At 71.9% G+C, this 18,849-nt stretch carries 14 protein-coding genes; 5 read left to right on the forward strand and 9 right to left on the reverse strand.

What is annotated here, in order from left to right; all coding sequences use genetic code 11:
- Nucleotides 1-344: 344 nt before the first annotated feature.
- From CRV15_RS06130 to CRV15_RS06145, 4 genes are all read left to right on the forward strand, one after another.
- The gene (locus CRV15_RS06130; RefSeq protein WP_009997646.1) at nt 345-3,764 is read left to right on the forward strand and encodes a sensor histidine kinase; all 3,420 of its coding nucleotides are present in this window, start codon (nt 345-347) and stop codon (nt 3,762-3,764) included.
- A 10-nt stretch (nt 3,765-3,774) separates the two neighbouring features.
- On the forward strand, nt 3,775-4,188 hold the full coding sequence (locus CRV15_RS06135; protein WP_009997645.1) for a roadblock/LC7 domain-containing protein: 414 nt from the start codon (nt 3,775-3,777) through the stop codon (nt 4,186-4,188).
- Between the two features lie 96 nt (nt 4,189-4,284).
- Nucleotides 4,285-4,929, forward strand: coding sequence for a DUF742 domain-containing protein (locus tag CRV15_RS06140; protein ID WP_174391390.1), 645 nt, complete (start codon nt 4,285-4,287; stop codon nt 4,927-4,929).
- Nucleotides 4,910-5,491: a GTP-binding protein gene (locus tag CRV15_RS06145; RefSeq protein ID WP_029183061.1), complete on the forward strand. Its 582-nt coding sequence runs from the start codon at nt 4,910-4,912 to the stop codon at nt 5,489-5,491. Before CRV15_RS06140 ends, CRV15_RS06145 begins: the two co-directional genes overlap by 20 nt.
- 208 nt (nt 5,492-5,699) lie before the next feature.
- On the opposite strand, the gene CRV15_RS06150 is transcribed toward CRV15_RS06145, so the two are convergent.
- The 6 genes from CRV15_RS06150 to CRV15_RS06175 form a co-directional block, all read right to left on the reverse strand.
- Nucleotides 5,700-5,906 (reverse strand): acyl-CoA carboxylase subunit epsilon, encoded by a 207-nt coding sequence (locus CRV15_RS06150; RefSeq protein ID WP_003961973.1) that lies wholly within the window; start codon nt 5,904-5,906, stop codon nt 5,700-5,702.
- 96 nt (nt 5,907-6,002) lie between these two features.
- Nucleotides 6,003-7,586, reverse strand: coding sequence for an acyl-CoA carboxylase subunit beta (locus CRV15_RS06155; protein WP_003961972.1), 1,584 nt, complete (start codon nt 7,584-7,586; stop codon nt 6,003-6,005).
- Between the two features lie 154 nt (nt 7,587-7,740).
- The gene (locus tag CRV15_RS06160) at nt 7,741-10,104 is read right to left on the reverse strand and encodes a polysaccharide lyase 8 family protein (RefSeq protein WP_003961971.1); all 2,364 of its coding nucleotides are present in this window, start codon (nt 10,102-10,104) and stop codon (nt 7,741-7,743) included.
- 747 nt (nt 10,105-10,851) lie between these two features.
- Complete coding sequence (locus CRV15_RS06165; protein WP_003961970.1) at nt 10,852-11,409, reverse strand: EF-hand domain-containing protein; 558 nt, start codon at nt 11,407-11,409, stop codon at nt 10,852-10,854.
- Nucleotides 11,410-11,563: 154 nt separating this feature from the next.
- A complete protein-coding gene (locus CRV15_RS06170) occupies nt 11,564-12,244 on the reverse strand; it encodes a helix-turn-helix transcriptional regulator (protein ID WP_003961969.1) in 681 nt (226 codons plus the stop codon).
- Nucleotides 12,241-13,476: a threonine synthase gene (locus CRV15_RS06175; RefSeq protein WP_003961968.1), complete on the reverse strand. Its 1,236-nt coding sequence runs from the start codon at nt 13,474-13,476 to the stop codon at nt 12,241-12,243. The genes CRV15_RS06170 and CRV15_RS06175 overlap by 4 nt, the downstream gene beginning before the upstream one ends.
- 254 nt (nt 13,477-13,730) lie before the next feature.
- Here CRV15_RS06175 and CRV15_RS06180 point away from each other — a divergent pair, with 254 nt between their 5' ends.
- The gene (locus tag CRV15_RS06180; protein WP_003958904.1) at nt 13,731-14,354 is read left to right on the forward strand and encodes a YceI family protein; all 624 of its coding nucleotides are present in this window, start codon (nt 13,731-13,733) and stop codon (nt 14,352-14,354) included.
- Nucleotides 14,355-14,541: 187 nt separating this feature from the next.
- On the opposite strand, the gene cimA is transcribed toward CRV15_RS06180, so the two are convergent.
- The 3 genes from cimA to CRV15_RS06195 form a co-directional block, all read right to left on the reverse strand.
- The gene (gene cimA, locus CRV15_RS06185; protein WP_003958902.1) at nt 14,542-16,161 is read right to left on the reverse strand and encodes a citramalate synthase; all 1,620 of its coding nucleotides are present in this window, start codon (nt 16,159-16,161) and stop codon (nt 14,542-14,544) included.
- 546 nt (nt 16,162-16,707) lie between these two features.
- The gene (locus tag CRV15_RS06190) at nt 16,708-18,021 is read right to left on the reverse strand and encodes an MFS transporter (RefSeq protein WP_003958901.1); all 1,314 of its coding nucleotides are present in this window, start codon (nt 18,019-18,021) and stop codon (nt 16,708-16,710) included.
- A 197-nt stretch (nt 18,022-18,218) separates the two neighbouring features.
- Nucleotides 18,219-18,830 carry a TetR/AcrR family transcriptional regulator gene (locus CRV15_RS06195; RefSeq protein ID WP_003958900.1) on the reverse strand — a complete coding sequence of 204 codons (612 nt, stop codon included), beginning with the start codon at nt 18,828-18,830 and terminating at the stop codon, nt 18,219-18,221.
- Between the last annotated feature and the right edge of the window lie 19 nt (nt 18,831-18,849).

The following is an 18,849-nucleotide window of genomic DNA, read 5'->3' on the forward strand; positions in this document are numbered from 1 at the left end:
GTATACGGAAGTTGTCGTAGTGGCCCAGAAGCCACCGATGGGCGGACTGTGTCCTTTGACACGGTCCGCCCCCGTGTTCATAACATTTCGACAGAGAATTACCCGGGATCGACCACCCGGCGCATCCACTCGGTGCCGCTGTGCTCACATACCCCTTGCCTTTTGAAGCATCTCGCTCTTTATGCCCGTTTTATCTGGCGGCGTGATCACTCGGAATGGCTGGTTCCAACTGTTTGGAGCCCACCCGCTCCACATGCTGAAATTCGACGGACTTCTGAGTAGTACGGCTCTGAACAGAACAACGGCACATCAACCCGGTGCCGGCGCCGAGAGGTTTTGGTCGAGTGAGGCGAAGCAAGAACAGCTCCGCGGAGCAACAGGCGCGGGGCAACTTCACCCCGCCCCAGCGCGCGGTCGCTGAGCCCGTCGACGTGCCCGCGGCCGATCCTCCCGCCGCCTCCGGCGGCCTCGCCGCCCGGCTCGCCCCGCGCAACTGGCGGGTGCCCACCCGGCTGAACGCGATCCTCCTCCTCCCCGTCCTGGTCGGACTGGTGATGGGCGGGCTCCAGGTGAAGTCGTCCATCGACACCTGGGGCGAGGCCCAGGACGCCGAGCGGACCGCGCGCGTGGTGCGCGCCGCCGCCCAGTACGGCGCCGCCCTCCTCAACGAGCGCGACCTCACCGCGCGACCGCTCCTCACCGCCACCACACCCGAGGAACGCCGCTCGGACGAGGTGAAGCGGGCCTACGCGGCGACGGACGCCGCGAAAGCCGCGTTCGACAGGACCGTCAAGGACATGCCGTCCGGACAGGGGCTCGAGCGGCGGCTGACGCTTTTCCGCAGTGAGGAGCCGCGGCTCAAGGAGCTGCGCGAGGCCGCCTACACCACCAGCCTCGACCCGGTCCGCACCGAAGAGGGCTATGTCCAGGTGCAGCACTCCCTCATGGAGTTCGGGAACGAGCTGGGGCTCGGCACCGGAAATGTGACGAGTTACGGGCGCATGGTCTACGCCATTCAGCTCGCCAAGGCCGCCGAATCCCTTCAGCGTTCCATTGGTATGCACCTGCTGGTGCGTCCGAGTGACAAGCCGGACGTCTTCCAGAAGCAGACCATCGCCTTCAATTCCTACAACTACCTGGAACAGATCGCGATCGCCGAGTTCGCCTCCGGCGGCACCCAGGCGGATGTGGACCGGCTCCAGTCGGTCATGAACGTGCGGGCCGCCGAGGACGAGAAGAAGCTCCAGGAGACCGGGGCGAACCCGCCCAAGGAGAACGAGTCCGTCTTCACCGGCATGGCCCGCCGCATCGGCACCGGCACCGCGCCGAAGGACCTGGCCAAGCAGGACATCACCCCCGAGACCTGGATGGCGGTGGCCACCAACAGGTTCGAGGGGTACCGGCAGGTCGAGCAGGAGCTGATGGACGGGGCCGTGCGGGAGGCGTCCGCCATCGCGTCCGACGCCCGCCGGGACGCCTTCGTCAACGGCGCGATCACCGTGGTCGCCCTGCTGGTGGCCTTTGTTCTGGGCGGGGCCGCGGCCCGTCAGATGAGCCGCTCGATGCAGCGGCTGCGCACCGCCGCCTTCGGTGTCGCCGAGCAGCGGCTGCCGATGCTGGTCGACCAGCTCTCCCGGACCGAGCCCGGCCGGGTCGACACCCGGGTGGAACCGATCCCGATCGACAGCCGGGACGAGATCGGCGAGGTCGCCCGCGCCTTCGACCAGGTCCACCGGGAGGCCGTCCGGCTCGCCGCCGAGCAGGCGATGCTGCGGGGCAACGTCAACGCGATCTTCACCAATCTCTCCCGGCGCAACCAGTCGCTGATCGAGGGCCAGCTCACGCTGATCACCGAGCTGGAGAACAGCGAGGCCGACCCGGACCAGCTCGCCTCCCTCTTCCGGCTGGACCACCTCGCCACCCGGATGCGCCGCAACGGCGAGAACCTGCTCATCCTCGCGGGTGAGGACCCCGGCAGCCGCTGGGACCAGCCCATCCCGCTGGTGGACGTGCTCCGCGCGGCCTCCTCCGAGGTGGAGTCGTACGAGCGGATCGAGCTGTCCGGCGTCCCCGAGACCGATATCCACGGCCGCGCGGTCACCGACCTCGTCCATCTGCTGGCGGAGCTGCTGGAGAACGCCACCACGTTCTCCTCGCCGCAGACCAAGGTGCGGGTGACGGCCACCCGGCTGCCCGACGGCCGGGTGATGGTCGAGATCCATGACAAGGGCATCGGTCTGACCCCCGAGGACTTCGCCGACATCAACCACAAGCTGGCCAACCCGCCGGTGGTGGACGCGGCCGTCTCCCAGCGCATGGGGCTCTTCGTGGTCGGCCGGCTGGCCGACCGGCACGGGATCCGGGTCCAGCTCCGCCCCTCGGGCGAGCAGGCGGGCACGACCTCGCTGGTCATGCTCCCCGAGCCGATCACCCGCGGGGGCGGCGGCGAGGGGCAGGCCGACGGCGGCCTCAGCGACTTCACCGTGTCGCAGATCATCCCGGAGCAGGAGTCCTTCAGCGCGGGTCCGGTACGGACCGCCGCCGAACTGGGCTTCGACGACTCCCGCTACGAGGCCCATCAGGGATCACCCCGGCCCGGCGCCGTCAACCGCTCGTTGAAGCGCGGTGAGCGACGTGCGGCACTGGAGGCGCAGACGCACCACGGCGCGCGCCCCGGGCCCGCCCCGCAGGGCCCCGCGGGCCAGGGCGGGCAGGGCGGCCCCGGCGGGCAGGACACCCAGGGCTTCCCGAGCGTCGGGAGCGGCCAGGGTGTCCCGAGTGGTCAGAGTGTCCAGAGCGGCCCGGGTGCCCCGGGATACGGGCAGCCCGGTCAGGGCGCCCCGTTCGGCGAGCAGTTCCCCGCCGGGCAGGGCTTCCCCGGCCCGAGTGGGCAGCAGCCGTACCCCGGCCCTCAGGGCGGGTACGCGCAGGGCCCGGCGCACCCCGGTGCCGACGCGTACACCGCGCACACGGCGGCCGACGGGTACACGGGGTATCCGACGGGTCCCGAGGGCCGGGCGCCGTTCGGTCCTGCCGGTGCCGGTGTCCTGCCCGCGGGCCCGTCCGCCGCTGTGGGGCTGCCCGGTACGGACGGCTATACGGAGGATTCGTTCCAGGCCGTGCAGCCGGGCGGATCGCCCTATGGGGATGCCTATGTCCACCAGCCCCACCAGGGGGACTGGACGGAGCAGACCTCCTATCCCAGTGCGTTTGAGCCGATTTTCCAGCCAGAACCGGAGGCCGCTCCTACCCACCTGGACGGTCCCGGGAACGGTCCCGAGCGCGTAGGCTTCGACCGTCCGGGTCAGTCCCCGGGCAGCGGTCACGAGCTGACCGGGGCCGGTCTGCCGCGCCGTGGCTCCCCCAAGGCGCCGCAGCAGCCCCGGGAGCAGTGGCGGCAGCCCGTGGAGGAAGCCCCGCGGAGCGATCGGTCCGAGGCGCTGGGCGACACGCGGAGCTCCGCCGAGTCCTCGGCCGAGCGCGCTGCCAACGACGAGCGCTGGCAGCGGGCGGAGAAGCTCCGTGAGCCGAAGGCAGGCGGGGTGACCTCGTCCGGGCTGCCGCGGCGGGTGCCCAAGGCCAACCTCATCGAGGGCGCCGCGGAGCAGACCGCGCAGCGGGGCCCTCAGGTCTCCCGCGCTCCGGAGGACGTACGCGGCAGACTGAGCAATCTCCGCCGCGGCGTCCAGCGGGGACGCAGTGCGGGAGTGGACACGAACGGACCGGGTTTCGACCCGGGTAGCACCTACAACCAGGAGCGTTAGTGTGAGCCCGATGAGCCAGGCAGCGCAGAATCTGAACTGGTTGATCACCAACTTCGTGGACAACACCCCCGGGGTGTCCCACACGGTGGTGGTCTCCGCCGACGGACTCCTGCTGGCGATGTCCGAAGGATTCCCGCGCGACCGTGCCGACCAGCTCGCGGCCGTCGCCTCCGGACTGACCTCGCTGACCGCGGGGGCCTCCCGCATCTTCGAGGGCGGGGCCGTCAACCAGACGGTCGTGGAGATGGAGCGCGGCTTCCTCTTCATCATGTCCATCTCGGACGGGTCCTCACTGGCCGTCCTCGCCCACCCGGAGGCCGACATCGGCCTGGTCGGCTATGAGATGGCCCTCCTGGTGGACCGTGCCGGAAATGTCCTGACTCCCGACCTCCGCGCGGAACTTCAGGGGAGTCTTCTCAACTAACCGGCAGACAGTGCGTTTCACGCCACCGCACCATAGGGTGCGGTGGCGCGGCTCCACAGGTACGGGAACCGGCTACTCGCGATCGGAGGAGGAAACGTGGCAACACCCCCGGGCGGACGCCCCTACGACGGCGATGCTCACCGGACGGCCGAGGAGCGATCCCGCCACCGCTACGGATTCACTCCGGCACCGGAGGGACAGGGCATGGGACCGGGCCACGGCCAGGGTCAGGGGCAGTTCCCGGGCCACGGCCAGGGGCAGCCCCAGGGCGGCGGCCTTCCCCCGTACCCCGGGCAGCCGCACCAGCCGTATGCCTCACCGTATGAGCAACGGCCCTATGAACGGCCCTACCAGCAGCGGCAGCAGCGGGCAGCCCCGGAGCCGCCGCCGCAGAACACACACAATCCGCTGGTGCGTCCGTACGCCATGACCGGCGGCCGGACCCGGCCCCGCTACCAGCTCGCCATCGAGGCGCTGGTCAGCACCACGGCCGATCCGTCGAGCCTGCACGGGCAACTGCCCGAGCACCAGCGGATCTGCCGGCTGTGCATCGAAATCAAGTCGGTCGCCGAGATCTCGGCGCTGCTCCATATCCCCCTCGGCGTGGCCCGAATCCTCGTCGCCGACCTGGCGGAGGCGGGCCTCGTCGCCATCCACCAGCCGGGCGGCGACGAGGCCGCCGGTGGTCAGCCAGATGTGACACTGCTCGAAAGGGTGCTCAGTGGACTTCGCAAGCTCTAGCGGCGGTGCTGCCCGCTCAACCACCAGCGCGAAAATCGTGGTGGCGGGCGGCTTCGGCGTGGGCAAGACCACGTTCGTCGGCGCCGTCTCGGAGATCAACCCGCTGCGCACCGAGGCCGTCATGACATCGGCCTCCGCCGGCATCGACGACCTCACCCACACCGGAGACAAGACCACCACCACCGTGGCCATGGACTTCGGACGCATCACCCTCGACCAGGACCTCATCCTCTACCTCTTCGGCACCCCCGGACAGGACCGCTTCTGGTTCATGTGGGACGACCTCGTCCGCGGCGCCATCGGCGCCGTCGTCCTCGTCGACACCCGCCGCCTCGCCGACTGCTTCCCCGCCGTCGACTACTTCGAAAACAGCGGCCTCCCCTTCGTCATCGCCCTCAACGGCTTCGACGGACACCAGCCCTACAGCCCCGAAGAAGTCCGCGAAGCCCTCCAGATCGGCCCCGACACCCCCATCATCACCACCGACGCACGCCACCGCGCCGACGCCAAAAGCGCCCTCATCACCCTCGTCGAACACGCCCTCATGGCCCGGCTGCGCTAGCCGAATCGGTACATCGGCACAGACCGGCGAGAACACACCGGCGAGAAGGCCCCCCGAGCCGTACGGGCGCGGGGGGCCTTCCGTGTGCGGCGGCTCGTACGGGCGGTGGCCGGATCGGGCCGTCGGCCGCGGTGGTCCCAGGACGCCGAAGGGCCCGTGGCACGGTGGGTGCCACGGGCCCTTCGGCGCACGCTCGGTGCGCGGCGGGTCAGCCCTGCCAGCTGTGGGAGGGCTGGAAGCCGCGCTGCCGCTCCAGCCGGCGCCAGCCGGCGGCGGAGGGGGTGACCTGGTCCGGCTCGCCGGGCTTGGCCGCGGCGCGGGCCAGCAGGACCGCGGTGATCGCCGCCAGTTCCTCGGGCTCGCACGCGCCCTTCTCCACACGCAGCAGGGAGGACTCGGTGGTGGGTGTGCTCATCGGTCGGGCTCCGTTCTCCACAGGGCTACTGGGCTACTGCGGCACTGCTGCTCACTACGGGTGCTGAAGCGGTCCGCCGCCGGACCCGGTGCGGTCCTACTGCGGCGGGTTGCCGTGCTTGCGGGACGGCAGGTCGGCGTGTTTGGTGCGGAGCATGGCGAGCGCGGCGATCAGCACCTCGCGGGTCTCCGAGGGGTCGATGACGTCGTCCACGAGCCCCCGCTCCGCGGCGTAGTACGGGTGCATCAGCTCGGACTTGTACTCCTTGACCATGCGGGTCCGCATGACCTCGGGGTCCTCCGCCTCGGCGATCTGCCGACGGAAGATCACATTGGCGGCACCCTCGGCGCCCATGACCGCGATCTCGTTGGTCGGCCAGGCGTAGGTCAGGTCGGCGCCGATGGACTGGGAGTCCATCACGATGTACGCGCCGCCGTACGCCTTGCGCAGGATCAGCGAGATCCGCGGCACCGTCGCGTTGCAGTACGCGTAGAGCAGCTTCGCGCCGTGCCGGATGATCCCACCGTGCTCCTGGTCGACACCCGGAAGGAAGCCGGGGACATCCAGAAACGTGATGATCGGAATATTGAAAGCGTCGCACATCTGGACAAAGCGCGCACCCTTTTCCGAAGCCTCGATATCGAGGACCCCGGCGAGGGTCTGCGGCTGGTTGGCCACGATGCCGACCACCCGGCCGTCCAGCCGGGCCAGGGCGCAGATGATGTTCCGCGCCCAGCGCTCGTGGACCTCCAGATAGTCGCCCTCGTCCACCAGCTCCTCGATCACCTGGTGCATGTCGTACGGCCGGTTGCCGTCGGCGGGCACCAGGTCGAGCAGGACGTCGGAGCGGCGGTCCGCCGGGTCGTCGGTGGCGACGGTGGGCGGATTCTCACGGTTGTTCTGCGGCAGCATCGACAGGAGGTAGCGCACCTCCGCGATGCAGGTCTCCTCGTCGTCGTAGGCGAAGTGCGCCACGCCGGAGGTCTCGGCGTGCACATCCGCACCGCCGAGGCCGTTCTGGGTGATCTCCTCGCCGGTCACGGCCTTGACCACGTCCGGGCCCGTGATGAACATCTGCGAGGTCTCGCGGACCATGAAGACGAAGTCGGTGAGGGCGGGGCTGTAGGCCGCGCCGCCCGCGCACGGGCCGAGCATCACCGAGATCTGCGGGATCACCCCGGAGGCACGGGTGTTGCGCTGGAAGATCCCGCCGTATCCGGCGAGCGCCGAGACGCCCTCCTGGATACGGGCGCCCGCGCCGTCGTTCAGCGAGACCAGGGGGGCGCCGGCCGCGATGGCCATGTCCATGATCTTGTGGATCTTGGTGGCGTGGGCCTCGCCCAGCGCGCCGCCGAAGATCCGGAAGTCATGGGCGTACACGAAGACCGTCCGGCCCTCGACCGTCCCCCAGCCGGTGATCACACCGTCCGTGTAGGGCTTTCTGGCCTCCAGGCCGAACCCCGTGGCCCGGTGCCGCCGCAACTGCTCCACCTCGCGGAAGGAGCCCGCGTCCACCAGCAGGTCGATCCGCTCGCGCGCGGTCAGCTTCCCCTTGGCGTGCTGCGCCTCGGTCGCTCGGTCGCTCGGGCCGCGTACCGCCCGCTCACGCAGCTCACGCAGCTCCGCCACACGGCCGCGCGCGTCCGTCGGCTCGCTGGGGGTCTCGTCCACAACGGTCATGTAACGACCCTACGGATCGTTCCAAGAAAATCGTCCCGTCGACACCGTACAGTCTCCCGGCCGATCTCCTGTCGGCCCTTGACAGAACTGAACCACGGAGAGGCCCACCCACCAGCCGGGAGCGGGTGTTGTTTATGGAAACCTCACAACCCGCTCAGTCAAGAGCGACCTCACAGCCATGGCTCGCGCACGCCGTCGCACCGTTCAGCCGCAGCCGCAGCGCCCGGCCGGTGGACCGTACCTCGATCCCGGGGTCGTGGGCGGTGACCCGGCGGACCGGCCGGTGCCAGACGATCTCCACCGGGGCGCCGGTCCGGGGCGGCTCGGCCAGCCACAGGGCGGCGCGGCGCCCCGGGCGGCGGCGGACGAGCACGCTCACGGGCGCGCTCGCCGTCAGCGGGCCCGCCCGGCCGGGTTCCCAGAAGTTCGCGGCGAGCAGCCCGAGGGAGCGTACCGACACGGCGTGGCGGGCGGCGTCCAGGGCGTGCACGGTCAGCCAGCCCGGGTCCTGGGCGCGTGCGGCGACGGCGCGCCGGTTCGCGCCCGGCATCAGGAGATAGCGGTAGGCGGCGGCCGTCGGGTCACTGCCATGATCCAGCCAGAGTGTCTGATAGCGGCGGGTGATCCGTTCGGGTGAACCGCCGCTGTTGATGTCGCGCCAGGCCCCGGTGCGGTCCTCGCGCAGGGTGCGCAGCCGCTGTCCGCCGGGGACGACCCAGCCGCCGTGGCCGGGGAGGTGGGCCCAGCCGGGGCCGGTGGCGAGGGCGGGGGACGCGGCCGGGGAGCCGGGGGCGCCGAGGTTGCGGTTGTCGATCACGGTCTCGACGGGGACGCCGTCCCGGCAGCCGATCGCAGAGCCCAGGCAGATGATCGCGTCGTCGGCGCAGATCCAGGACTTGCGGGCGGTGAGCGTGGAGCCCAGCCCGGCGAGCTGCTGGCCGACGGCCGCGTACTCCCCGTCGGTGGCGCCGCCGACCCAGCGGACGGGGGGCCTGGGCTCTCCCCACTCGCCTCCAGCCCGGTCGGGCAGCCGCCGGGTGGACACGGTGGTGCCGGGCATGCGGTAGGGGTCGACGGTCGGCCAGAAAGCGTCGGTGTACTGGCCGCCCTGGGTGTCGGCGGGCCACCACAGCACCATGCCCGCGCCGGTGTGCCAGCCGCGCGGGTGCTCGCCGTTGCCGCACTCGTAGTGCGCGATCCGTTCGGAGGCCATCGCGACGGCGGCGGCCCAGCCGGGGCGGCGGTGCACGGCCCGGTCCATGGCGGCGAAGAGGCGGTGGCCGGTGGGTTCGGGGGCGACGGGTCCTGGGGCCGCCGCGATCGTGTGCAGCCGGGCGAGGGCGGCGACGCCGAACTGGGGCGAGGTCAGGACCGGTTCCGTGGTGTCGCGGTACGTCCAGCCGCGGATCCGGGCGTGCCAGCGGTCCCGCTCGGCGGGGCTCGCGCTCTCGGCGAGCAGCGCGATGGCGGCGATCATGGCGTGGCCGTGGAAGTGGTCGCCGCGCGGGACGGTCCCCTCGTCACCGGCGAGCCGTCCCCGGCTGACGGCCCGGCCGTTGACGACGTCCATCATCAGACCGTTGTGGATCAGGGGCGCGAAGGCGTGTTCGACGCTGTCGAGGACGAGCTGGCGGCGGGGGTCGGTGACCGCCCAGGGCGAGCCGGTGAGCAGGGCGAGGAGGCGGGCGAGGCCGTCGAGGAGCACCTGTCCGTAGGTGCCGGAGTAGGCCACCCAGGTGTGCTGGACGAAGGAGCCGTCGGCGTAGAGGCCGTCGCCCGCCGTCACATGGGGGAAGACGGGTGTCAGGGCGTCCCGGGCGAGGGCGATCTTCGCGGGGCGGCGGCCGAGGATGCCGCGCAGGGCGACGGAGCGGGCGAGGTCCACCCGGTTGGCCCCGGTGGAGGTGCCGGTGTAGCTGCCGAGGAGGGCGTCGGGGATGAAGTGGTCCACGGCGGCGCAGACGGCCTCGCGCCGGTCGGGGGTGAGCCGGTCGCCCAGGGCCGCGACGGTGTCGAGCAGCAGCCGGGGGCTGCCGATCTGCCACTCCCACCAGTTGCCGTAACGGGTGGTGCCGGGGTGGTAGACGGTGGCGGCCAGATGGTCGAGGCCGCGGACGACGCCCGCGAGCAGCGCGGGGTCGCCGGTGTGGTGCCAGCCCTGGGCCATGGTCCACAGCCGGGCGCAGCTGCGGGTGATCCCGGCGGGCGGGTCGTAGGGGTGGCCGGGCCAGAGCGAGGTGGGGGTGGGCGCCATGGCGGCGAGGTGGTCCGCCGCGAGCCGGACGGTGCGGGCGATACGGGAGGCGTAGGGCTCGGCGGCGGGGTCGTAGCCGCCGCCGAGGGCGATTTCCAGCCAGCGGCGGCGCAGACCCTCGTAGGGGTCGCCGGGTTCGGACCCGCCCGACGCGCCGGGCGGGCGGGTGTCCGCGGCCGCGGGCGGGGCGGCGGCCGTGGTGGCACCGGTGGCGGTGAGGCCGGCGAGGAAGGCACGTCGGGACCAGGCGGACGGCTGGGGCACGGAATCCTCCGATACGGCGGATACGGGCGGGGCCGGTGACCCTGGTCTACCACGGGGTCCGCGCTTCCTTAAGGGGCTGTACTCAGCTTCCTCAAGGGACTGCACCCAAGGGACCGGGCTCACGGGCCGGAGGCCGAGGAGCCGGGCCCGCCGCCCGGACAGCCCCGCGTCCCGGGACCCGGCGGACGGCCGGATCCCGGGAAAGACCGTACGCCGGACACGGGTGGCGCCGGTGCTCCCGGCCCACCGCAGGGCCCGCGCTCCCTCAGGGGGCCGGGACAACGGGACCGGGCCCAACCGCCCCGGACACGAACGGGACCCGTACTGCTGCTCCTGCCCGCCACGGGGTCCACGCTTCCTCAAGGGGCCGGGACTCAAGCGACCGGGTCCGCCGCCCCGGGCAGCCCCGCACGGCGGGACCCGGCGGACGGCCGGGCCACGGGCCACGGGCCACGGGCCACGGAGACACCCGTTACACCGGATACGGGCGGCTCCGGTGCTCCCGGCCCACGGGGTCCGCGCTTCCTCAAGGGGCGGGGGACGGCGGGACCGGACTCACGGGCAGGGCCGAGGGGCCGGGCCCGCCGCCCCGGACACGCCACCCGGAGGGCCGGGGGACGGAAACCGCCGACACGCCGGACACGAACGGGGCCGCGCTCCCTCAAGGGGCCGGGCTCATCGGCGGGCCCGTCCCGGGCCGGGCCCGCCGGGAGAAGACGGGCGCGGGCGGCGGGGCTGCCCCGGCGGTCACAGTGGGCCCAGCAGCCAGTTGCCCGGGGTGTCCCTGCTCTCGCTGGTGCAGTACTCCTCGGCGGCGGCGCGGACCTCGTCGTGGCCGACGTATCCGTCCCCGTCGATGTCGAGCGTGGTGAACGCCTCCGTCAGCGCCGCGTCGGGCACTCCGAGGGTGCGGCCGTACATGGTGGTGAAGGCCCGCCGGTCGATGCGGCCGTCGGCGTCGCGGTCGCAGAGGGCCAGCCACGCCTGGAGCACGGTGCCCATCCGGCGCAGAAAGCCCGCCCGGTCGTCCGCCACGGCCCGGCGCACGCCCATGGACCACTCCGCGCGGTCGATGGCCTCGTCGCCGTCGGCGTCCATGGGCCGCAGATCGGTGGTCCACAGCACCGTGAACGCCCGCTCCAGCCGGGCGACGGCCTCGGGTGCCCCGCCGGAGAAGGCCGCGTTCAGCTTCTCCGCCAGACAGACGAGGTCCCGCTCGCGGATGCGGCCGTCGCCGTCGGTGTCGAGCATCCCGAAGGAACGGTCCAACTTCTCGTCCAGAACGGTGCGTTCACGTTCACTCATGGCCGGGAAGATACCCGGAACCCTGTACAGGGATATCGCATCATGGGCTGGTTTGGGGCGGTGAACGCCACTATGGGCGTCACCCGTTCGGGGGCCACGGGGCGCGGGGACGACACGATCGGCGTGATCCGCGCGCTTCGGGCGGCCGGGCCGCTCAGGGTGCGCCCGGGTCGTGGCCCTGCGGGCGGAGGTGGTTGTAGACGGTGGCCCGGGAGACGCCGAGCAGCGCGGTGAGCACCCGTACCGCGTGCCGGACCTCCAGATGTCCCTGGTCCTGAAGGGCGCGGAGCAGTTCCCGGCGCTCGGCCGGGCGCAGTTCGCGCGGGCCTCGGCCGCGCTCCGCCGCGTAGGCGCGGACGGCCTCCCGCAGGGTGTCCACGGTGCGGGCGCGCAAGGTCTCGACGGGCGGGCTCTCGTGCTCGTCGGTGCGGACGAGCCGGGCGATGCCGTCGGCGAGGGACGTCAGCGGGGCCGTGTCGAGGTTGAGGCAGAGCGCGCCGACGTAGACGCCCCGGCTGTTCCTGATGCCGATGGAGGTGCTCTTCACGGGGCGGCCGTCGGGCAGCCGCCCCGGGTAGTTCTGGACCACGCCCGGGTAGTCGGGGTCCGCGATCCGGGCCAGACCCAGCTCGGTCGCGGGCTCGCCGCCCCGTCGGCCGGAGAGGTTGTTCTCGATGGCCCGGACGGCGTGCCCGGGGTCGCGCAGATCGTGCAGGACGACCTCGCAGAGCCCGGGGAACATCCGTCCGACGGCCTGGGCGATCTTCTCGGCCTCCCGCAGCAGCGTCTCGTCCTCGGACGGCGTCCCGGCCGCCTCCGTACCGCCGTCGCTCATCGATCGCTCCCGCGGTCGTCGGCGCCGTTCACGACGCGTCCCATCGCCCCGGCCGCCTTGAGGCCGGAGCCGGTGAGGACGACCACGGTGCGCTCCCCCGGTACGAGGGCGCCGCGCGCGGCGAAGAGCCCGACGGCCGCCGCGGCGGTGGCGCTGGTCGGTTCGGCGTACAGCCCCCGGGCGGCGAGCGCGCGCACGGCGTCCTCGATCGCGTCCTCGGGGACGGCCGCCATGTCGCCGCCGGAGCGGCGTACGGCCCGCAGCACCTCGGGCAGCCGGACGGGCCGCTGGATGGCGGCGCCCTCGGCGACGGTGGGCGCGCAGGTGAAGGGGACGGGCGCCGCGGTCCCGGCGCGGAAACTCGCGTACAGCGGGGCGCAGTGGGCGGGCTGGGCGACCAGCAGCCGGGGCAGCCGGTCGATCTGACCGGCGGTCAGCAGCTCGGTGAAGCCGAGGTGGAGACCGAGGACGGTGCTGCCCGCGCCCGCGACGGTGACGACGGTGTCCGGGGCGGTGAAGCCCAGGTCCTCCCAGATCTCGTACGCGAGTGTCTTGACGCCCTGGAGGAAGAACGGATGCCAGTTGTGGCCCGCGTAGGGGGTGGTGGCGGACTGCCGCAGGGCCTCGGCCGCGGTGGCCTCGCGATCGCCGGGGACGAGCTGGACCTCGGCCCCGTAGGCGCGGGCCTGGAGCACCTTGGCGGGCGAGGTCGCGGCGGGGACGAGGATCCGGGCGCGGATACCGGCCGCGGCGCAGTAGGCGGCGACGGACGCCCCGCCGTTGCCGGAGCTGTCCTCGATGACCTCGGTGGCCCCGTGGGCGGCGAGGAAGGAGATCATCACGCTGGTGCCCCGGTCCTTGAAGCTGCCGGTGGGGCTGAACCACTCCAGCTTGAACGAGACGGGGACGCCGTCCCACTCCCCGTCGACCAGCGGGGTGCAGCCCTCGCCGAGCGACACGGGGCGGGGGAGGTCGACGGGGAGGGCGGCGCGGTAGCGCCAGAGGGAGCGCCGGGCGGTGTCCACGTCGGCGCGGGTGATACCGGGCAGCGGGCTCACCGACAGGGGCGCGCCGCTCTCGGCGCGCCAGCGCAGATCGGCGCCGATCGGGTAGCCGGTGCCGGTGCGCTCGTCGAGATACCGGGGCCCGCCGTCCCGCACCCCCCTTGCGTCGCTCGTGTCGCTCGTGTCCCGTGCGCCCGCGTCCCGTGCGTCGCCGCTGGGCTCCGCCATGCGTGTCCCCCCTGCCGTCGGCCCCGGATCTCGGTCGTCCGCCCGGAGTCTGTACCTAGTCAAAATTTCCAACTCTGGACGGCCTGTCAATGTCCTGGTCCCCTAAATGATCCCCCGATGACCCATCGGGGGGATGGACACTTCTCCGAAGAGGTTGAAAATTGGACGGAATAGGTCTACGGTCTTCTCCGTTGGATCTCGTTGAATCTTCAACTACAACGGGCGGCAGCCCCGCCCGCAAGGAGTACGTCACCATGGGTCTCTTCAACCGCAAGGCCAGCACCGCCGACGCCGCCGCCCCGACCTCGGTCGACCCGGCGCTCGCGGCGCTGACCGGCGAATACGCCATCGACGCGGCCCACAGCAACATCGGCTTCACGGTCCGTCACGCCATGGTCACCAATGTGCGGGGCAGCTTCACCGAGCACGAGGGCACCCTGAACCTCAACGGCGCGGACCCGTCGGCGTCCACGGCGACCATCGATGTGACGATCGCGTCCATCGACACCGGGATCGCGGACCGCGACACCCATCTGCGCGGCGGCGACTTCTTCGACACCGCGCAGTTCCCGCTGATGACCTTCCGCTCCACCGGCACCGAGCAGCGGGGCGGCGACACCTACCGGGTCACCGGCGACCTCACCATCAAGGACGTCACCCGTCCGCTCTCGATCGACCTGGAGTTCAACGGCGCGGCCACCGACGCCTTCGGGAACGAGCGGGTCGGCTTCGAGGGCACGGCCGAGATCCTGCGCTCCGACTGGGGTCTGACCTGGAACGCGGCGCTGGAGGCCGGCGGCGTCATGGTCAGCGACAAGGTCAAGCTGGTCTTCGACATCTCCGCGATCAAGTCCGCCCCGGCCGGTGAGTCCGCCTGAGGCCGACCGCCGGTCCGCCGAGCCCGCCCGAGTCGGCGGCATCCGGCTGAACCGCGGCGACCGGCCGCGACCCGGCCGCCCCGGGGACCCGGCCCCGAGCGCGCCCGCCCCGCCGTCCCTCGACGGCGGGGGCGGGCGCTCGGCCGTTTCGAGCACCCGCCGACCGGCCGCGGGTGCGCCCCGGCTCTCACTCCGTGGGCTCGACCCCGGCGCGGATCAGCCCGTAGGTGTACGCGTCCTCCAGCGCCTGCCAGGAGGCCGCGATGACGTTGTCGGCGACCCCCACCGTCGACCACTCGCCCCGGCCGTCGCCCGTGGTGATCAGTACCCGGGTGGTGGACTCGGTGCCGTGCCGGCCTTCCAGGATGCGGACCTTGTAGTCCACCAGCTCCAGTTTGGCGAGCGCCGGGTAGAAGCGTTCGAGCGCCACCCGCATCGCCCGGTCCAGGGCGTTGACGGGGCCGTTGCCCTCGGCGGTGGCGACGATCCGCTCCCCCTTGACCCAGAGCTTCACGGTGGCCTCGTTGGCGTGGCTGCCGTCGGGGCGGTCCTCGACGATCGCCCGCCAGGACTCGGTGCGGAAGTAGCCCGGTACCCGGCCCTGGACCTCGGCGCGCAGCAGCAGTTCGAAGGAGGCGTCGGCGGCCTCGTACGAGTAGCCCTTCAGCTCGCGTTCCTTGACCCGGTCGACCACCCGGCCGATCAGCTCGCGGTCGCCGCCGAGGTCGATCCCCAGCTCCTTGCCCTTCAGCTCCACGGAGGCGCGCCCGGCCATGTCGGAGACGAGCATCCGCATGGTGTTGCCGACCGACTCGGGGTCGATGTGCTGGTAGAGGTCGGGGTCGACCTTGATCGCGGAGGCGTGGAGGCCCGCCTTGTGGGCGAAGGCGGAGACACCCACATAGGGCTGGTGGGTGGAGGGCGTCAGATTGACGACCTCGGCGATGGCGTGCGAGATCCGGGTCATCTCGGCGAGCGCGCCGACGGGCAGCACCCGCTTGTCGTACTTCAGCTCCAGTGCGGCGACCACCGGGAAGAGGTTGGCGTTGCCCACCCGCTCGCCGTAGCCGTTGGCGGTGCACTGGACATGGGTGGCGCCCGCGTCGACGGCGGCGAGGGTGTTGGCGACGGCGCAGCCGGTGTCGTCCTGAGCGTGGATGCCGAGCCGGGCCCCGGTCTCGGCGAGGACGGTGGAGACGACGGCCTGGATCTGGGCCGGGAGCATCCCCCCGTTGGTGTCGCACAGGACGACGACGTCGGCGCCCGCCTCGGCGGCGGCGCGGACGACGGCCTTGGCGTAGGCGGGGTTGGCGCGGTAGCCGTCGAAGAAGTGCTCGCAGTCGACGAAGACCCGGCGGCCCTGCTCGCGCAGATGGGAGACGGTGTCGCGGACCATCTCCAGGTTTTCGTCCAGGGTGGTGCGCAGGGCCAGTTCCACATGGCGGTCATGGGCCTTGGCGACCAGCGTGATGACCGGGGCTCCGGAGTCGAGCAGCGCCCTGACCTGCGGGTCCTCAGCAGCCTTCGCGCCCGCGCGGCGGGTGGCGCCGAAGGCGACGAGCTGGGCGTTGCGGAAGGTGATCTCCTCGCGGGCGCGGGCGAAGAACTCCGTGTCCCGGGGGTTGGCACCCGGCCAGCCGCCCTCGATGAAGGAGACCCCGAAGTCGTCGAGGTGACGGGCGATGGTCAGCTTGTCCGCGACGGTGAGGTTGATGCCCTCGCGCTGGGCGCCGTCACGGAGGGTCGTATCGAAGACATGGAAACCGTCGTCGGTCGCCGGGCCCTGGTCCGTGGGCTGTCTGGTCATGACTCTGTTGACTCCTGTCGGGTGAGTGGCTCCCGGAATATCTGGTTCCACTTGCCCCCATCTTCGCGTGCCGCCCTGCACCGGCCGGGGTCGGGCCGGGAAAACGAAAAAACCCCTCGCGGGTGCGAGAGGTCTGCGCGCGGGTCTGGGGCACGGTGGCCGCGGCGTACGGGGTCGTACGGGGCGGTCACTGCGGACCGGCGCGCCTGCTGTCGATAATCATGACGAACGCGGGCACGGTCGCAGTGTTCCACACATCCGAAAGAAACGGGACGGGGGTCTCACGATGCGGATACCCCCCCTTTTTTTGTGGCTCGGTTCGCCTCCGGGGTGCTGAAGCGTGCGCCGACGGTCGACCGTGCTCGGCCGCTCGTTCCTCACGGCCTGCGCGCGCTCTCCACTTTCGGCACCCGCGGCACCCCTTCAGCTCACTCGCCGCAGGGCGAAGGCAAACGCCCGGCCCGAGACACAGGGGCCCGCTCCCCGCTCCCGGCACCCGCGGCGGCCCTGCGGCTCACCCGCCGCAGGGCCAAGGGGATCATCCGCTCACGCACGGGGCGAAGGCGAACCGAGCTTCGAAGAAGAAGACCCGACGCGGTTGAGGTCGATGTCCCTGGTCTCCCGCATCGTGAGATAGACGATCAGCGAGACGGCGGCGCAGCCCGCGACGTACCAGTAGAAGCCGGACTCGATCCCCGCGTCCTTGAACCACAGGGCGACGTACTCCGCCGTGCCGCCGAAGAGGGCGTTGGCGATCGCGTACGGGAGGGCGACGCCCAGGGCCCGTACGCCGGTCGGGAACAGTTCCGCCTTCACACAGGCGTTGATGGAGGTGTAGCCGGTGATCACCACCAGGGCGAGCAGTGAGAGGCCGAAGGCGGGCCAGAACGAGCCCGCGTGCTGGAGCAGGGTCATGATCGGCACGGTCAGGAAGGTCGACCCCAGGGCGAAGGTGATGAGCAGCGGGCGGCGGCCGATGCGGTCGGAGAGGGCCCCGGCGAACGGCTGGAGGCAGGCGAAGACGATCAGCGCGCAGAAGGAGACGAGCGTCGCCGTCTCCTTGGGCAGTCCGGCGGTGTTGGAGAGGTACTTCGTCAGATAGGTGGTGTACGTGTAGTACGCCACGGTCCCGCCCATGGTGAGCGCGATGACGAGGACCGCCTCGCGCTTGTGGGCGAGCAGCGCCCTGATGGTGCCCTTGTCGCCCTCGGGGGTGTCGTCGCCGGACTCCTCGTACACCTCCGTCTCCAGCATGTTGCGGCGCAGATAGAAGACGACGGCCGCGCCGAGGGCGCCGACGACGAAGGGGATGCGCCAGCCCCAGTCGTGCAGGGCCGCGTCGGACAGGGTGCGCTGGAGCACGATCAGCAGGCCGAGGCCGAGGATCTGGCCCGCGGTCATCGAGACGTACTGGAAGCTGGAGGCGAAGCCCCGGTGCCGGGGGTGGGACGCCTCGGTGAGGTAGGTGGCGCTGGCGGCGTACTCGCCGCCGACGGAGAGGCCCTGGAGCAGCCGGGCGACGAGCAGCACGGCGGCGCCGCCGTAGCCCGCGACCTCGTAGGTCGGCGCGACGGCGATGAGGACGGCGGACGCGGACATCAGGGTGACGGTGAGGGTCAGCGCCGCCTTGCGGCCCTTGCGGTCGCCGACCCGGCCCAGCAGCCAGCCGCCGACGGGACGCATGAAGAAGCCGACGGCGAAGATACCGGCCGTGTTCATGAGCTTGGCGGTGTCGTTGCCCTCGGGGAAGAACGCGCCCGCGAAGTAGGTCGCGAAGCTCGCGTAGACGAACCAGTCGAACCACTCGACCATGTTGCCGGCCGAGCCGACCCAGATCTTTTTCCAGTGCTCTCGTCCCATGGGGGAACGGTGCCGGAGGGGTCGGGGGCCGACAAGGAGTGCACCGGCAACGATCAGGAGTACTTGCGTGCCTTCTGTTCGCCGTCCGCGCGCGGGTGTGCGCACGGCCTCCACCTGGGCCGTCGGGCGTCAACTACCGTGTGCGGCAAGGGAGTCGACGCGGTCGGGGGCGGGGTCCGGCCGGCGGTGGGGCGCGTTCAGATGTCCTGTTCGAGCAGGGTGGTGACGAGGAATTCGGCCACGTGGGCGAGGGCCCGTTCCCGTCCGGCGCCGGGCAGTCCCACCGCCACATGGACGCTGAAGCCGTCGAGGAGGGCGCGCAGCCGGGTGGCGTACCGGTCGGGGTCCACGGAGCGGAACTCGCCCCGGGAGACGCCCTCGGCGAGCAGCGCGGCCAGATCCCGGTGCCAGGCGCCCTCGATGGCCGCCTGGCGGACGCGGGCCTCGTCCCCGGCGTTCTGGGAGCGGTTCCACACTTCGAGCCAGAGCGTCCAGTGGGGGTCCCGGGGGCCGCGCGGGAGATACAGCTCCACATAGGCGGTGAGCCGTTCGGCCGCGGGCTCGGGGCCGGAGAGCAGGGCGGCGCGCTCGGCGCCGAGGCGGCCCTCGCTCCACTCCAGGGTGCGCAGCAGCAGCTCGTCCTTGGTGCGGAAGTAGTAGAGGAGGTGGCCGCTGCTCATGCCGACCTCGCGGCCGAGCCCGGCCATGGTCAGCCCGTCGAGTCCGCGTTCGGCGATCGTGGCCATGGCGGCGGCGAGCACGGACTCGCGGGGCGGGGCGACATTGCGGCGGCGGGCGGGCGGGGTCATCCGGCGCTCTCCTCGCTGG

Source organism: Streptomyces clavuligerus, assembly GCF_005519465.1.
Lineage (GTDB): Bacteria > Actinomycetota > Actinomycetes > Streptomycetales > Streptomycetaceae > Streptomyces > Streptomyces clavuligerus.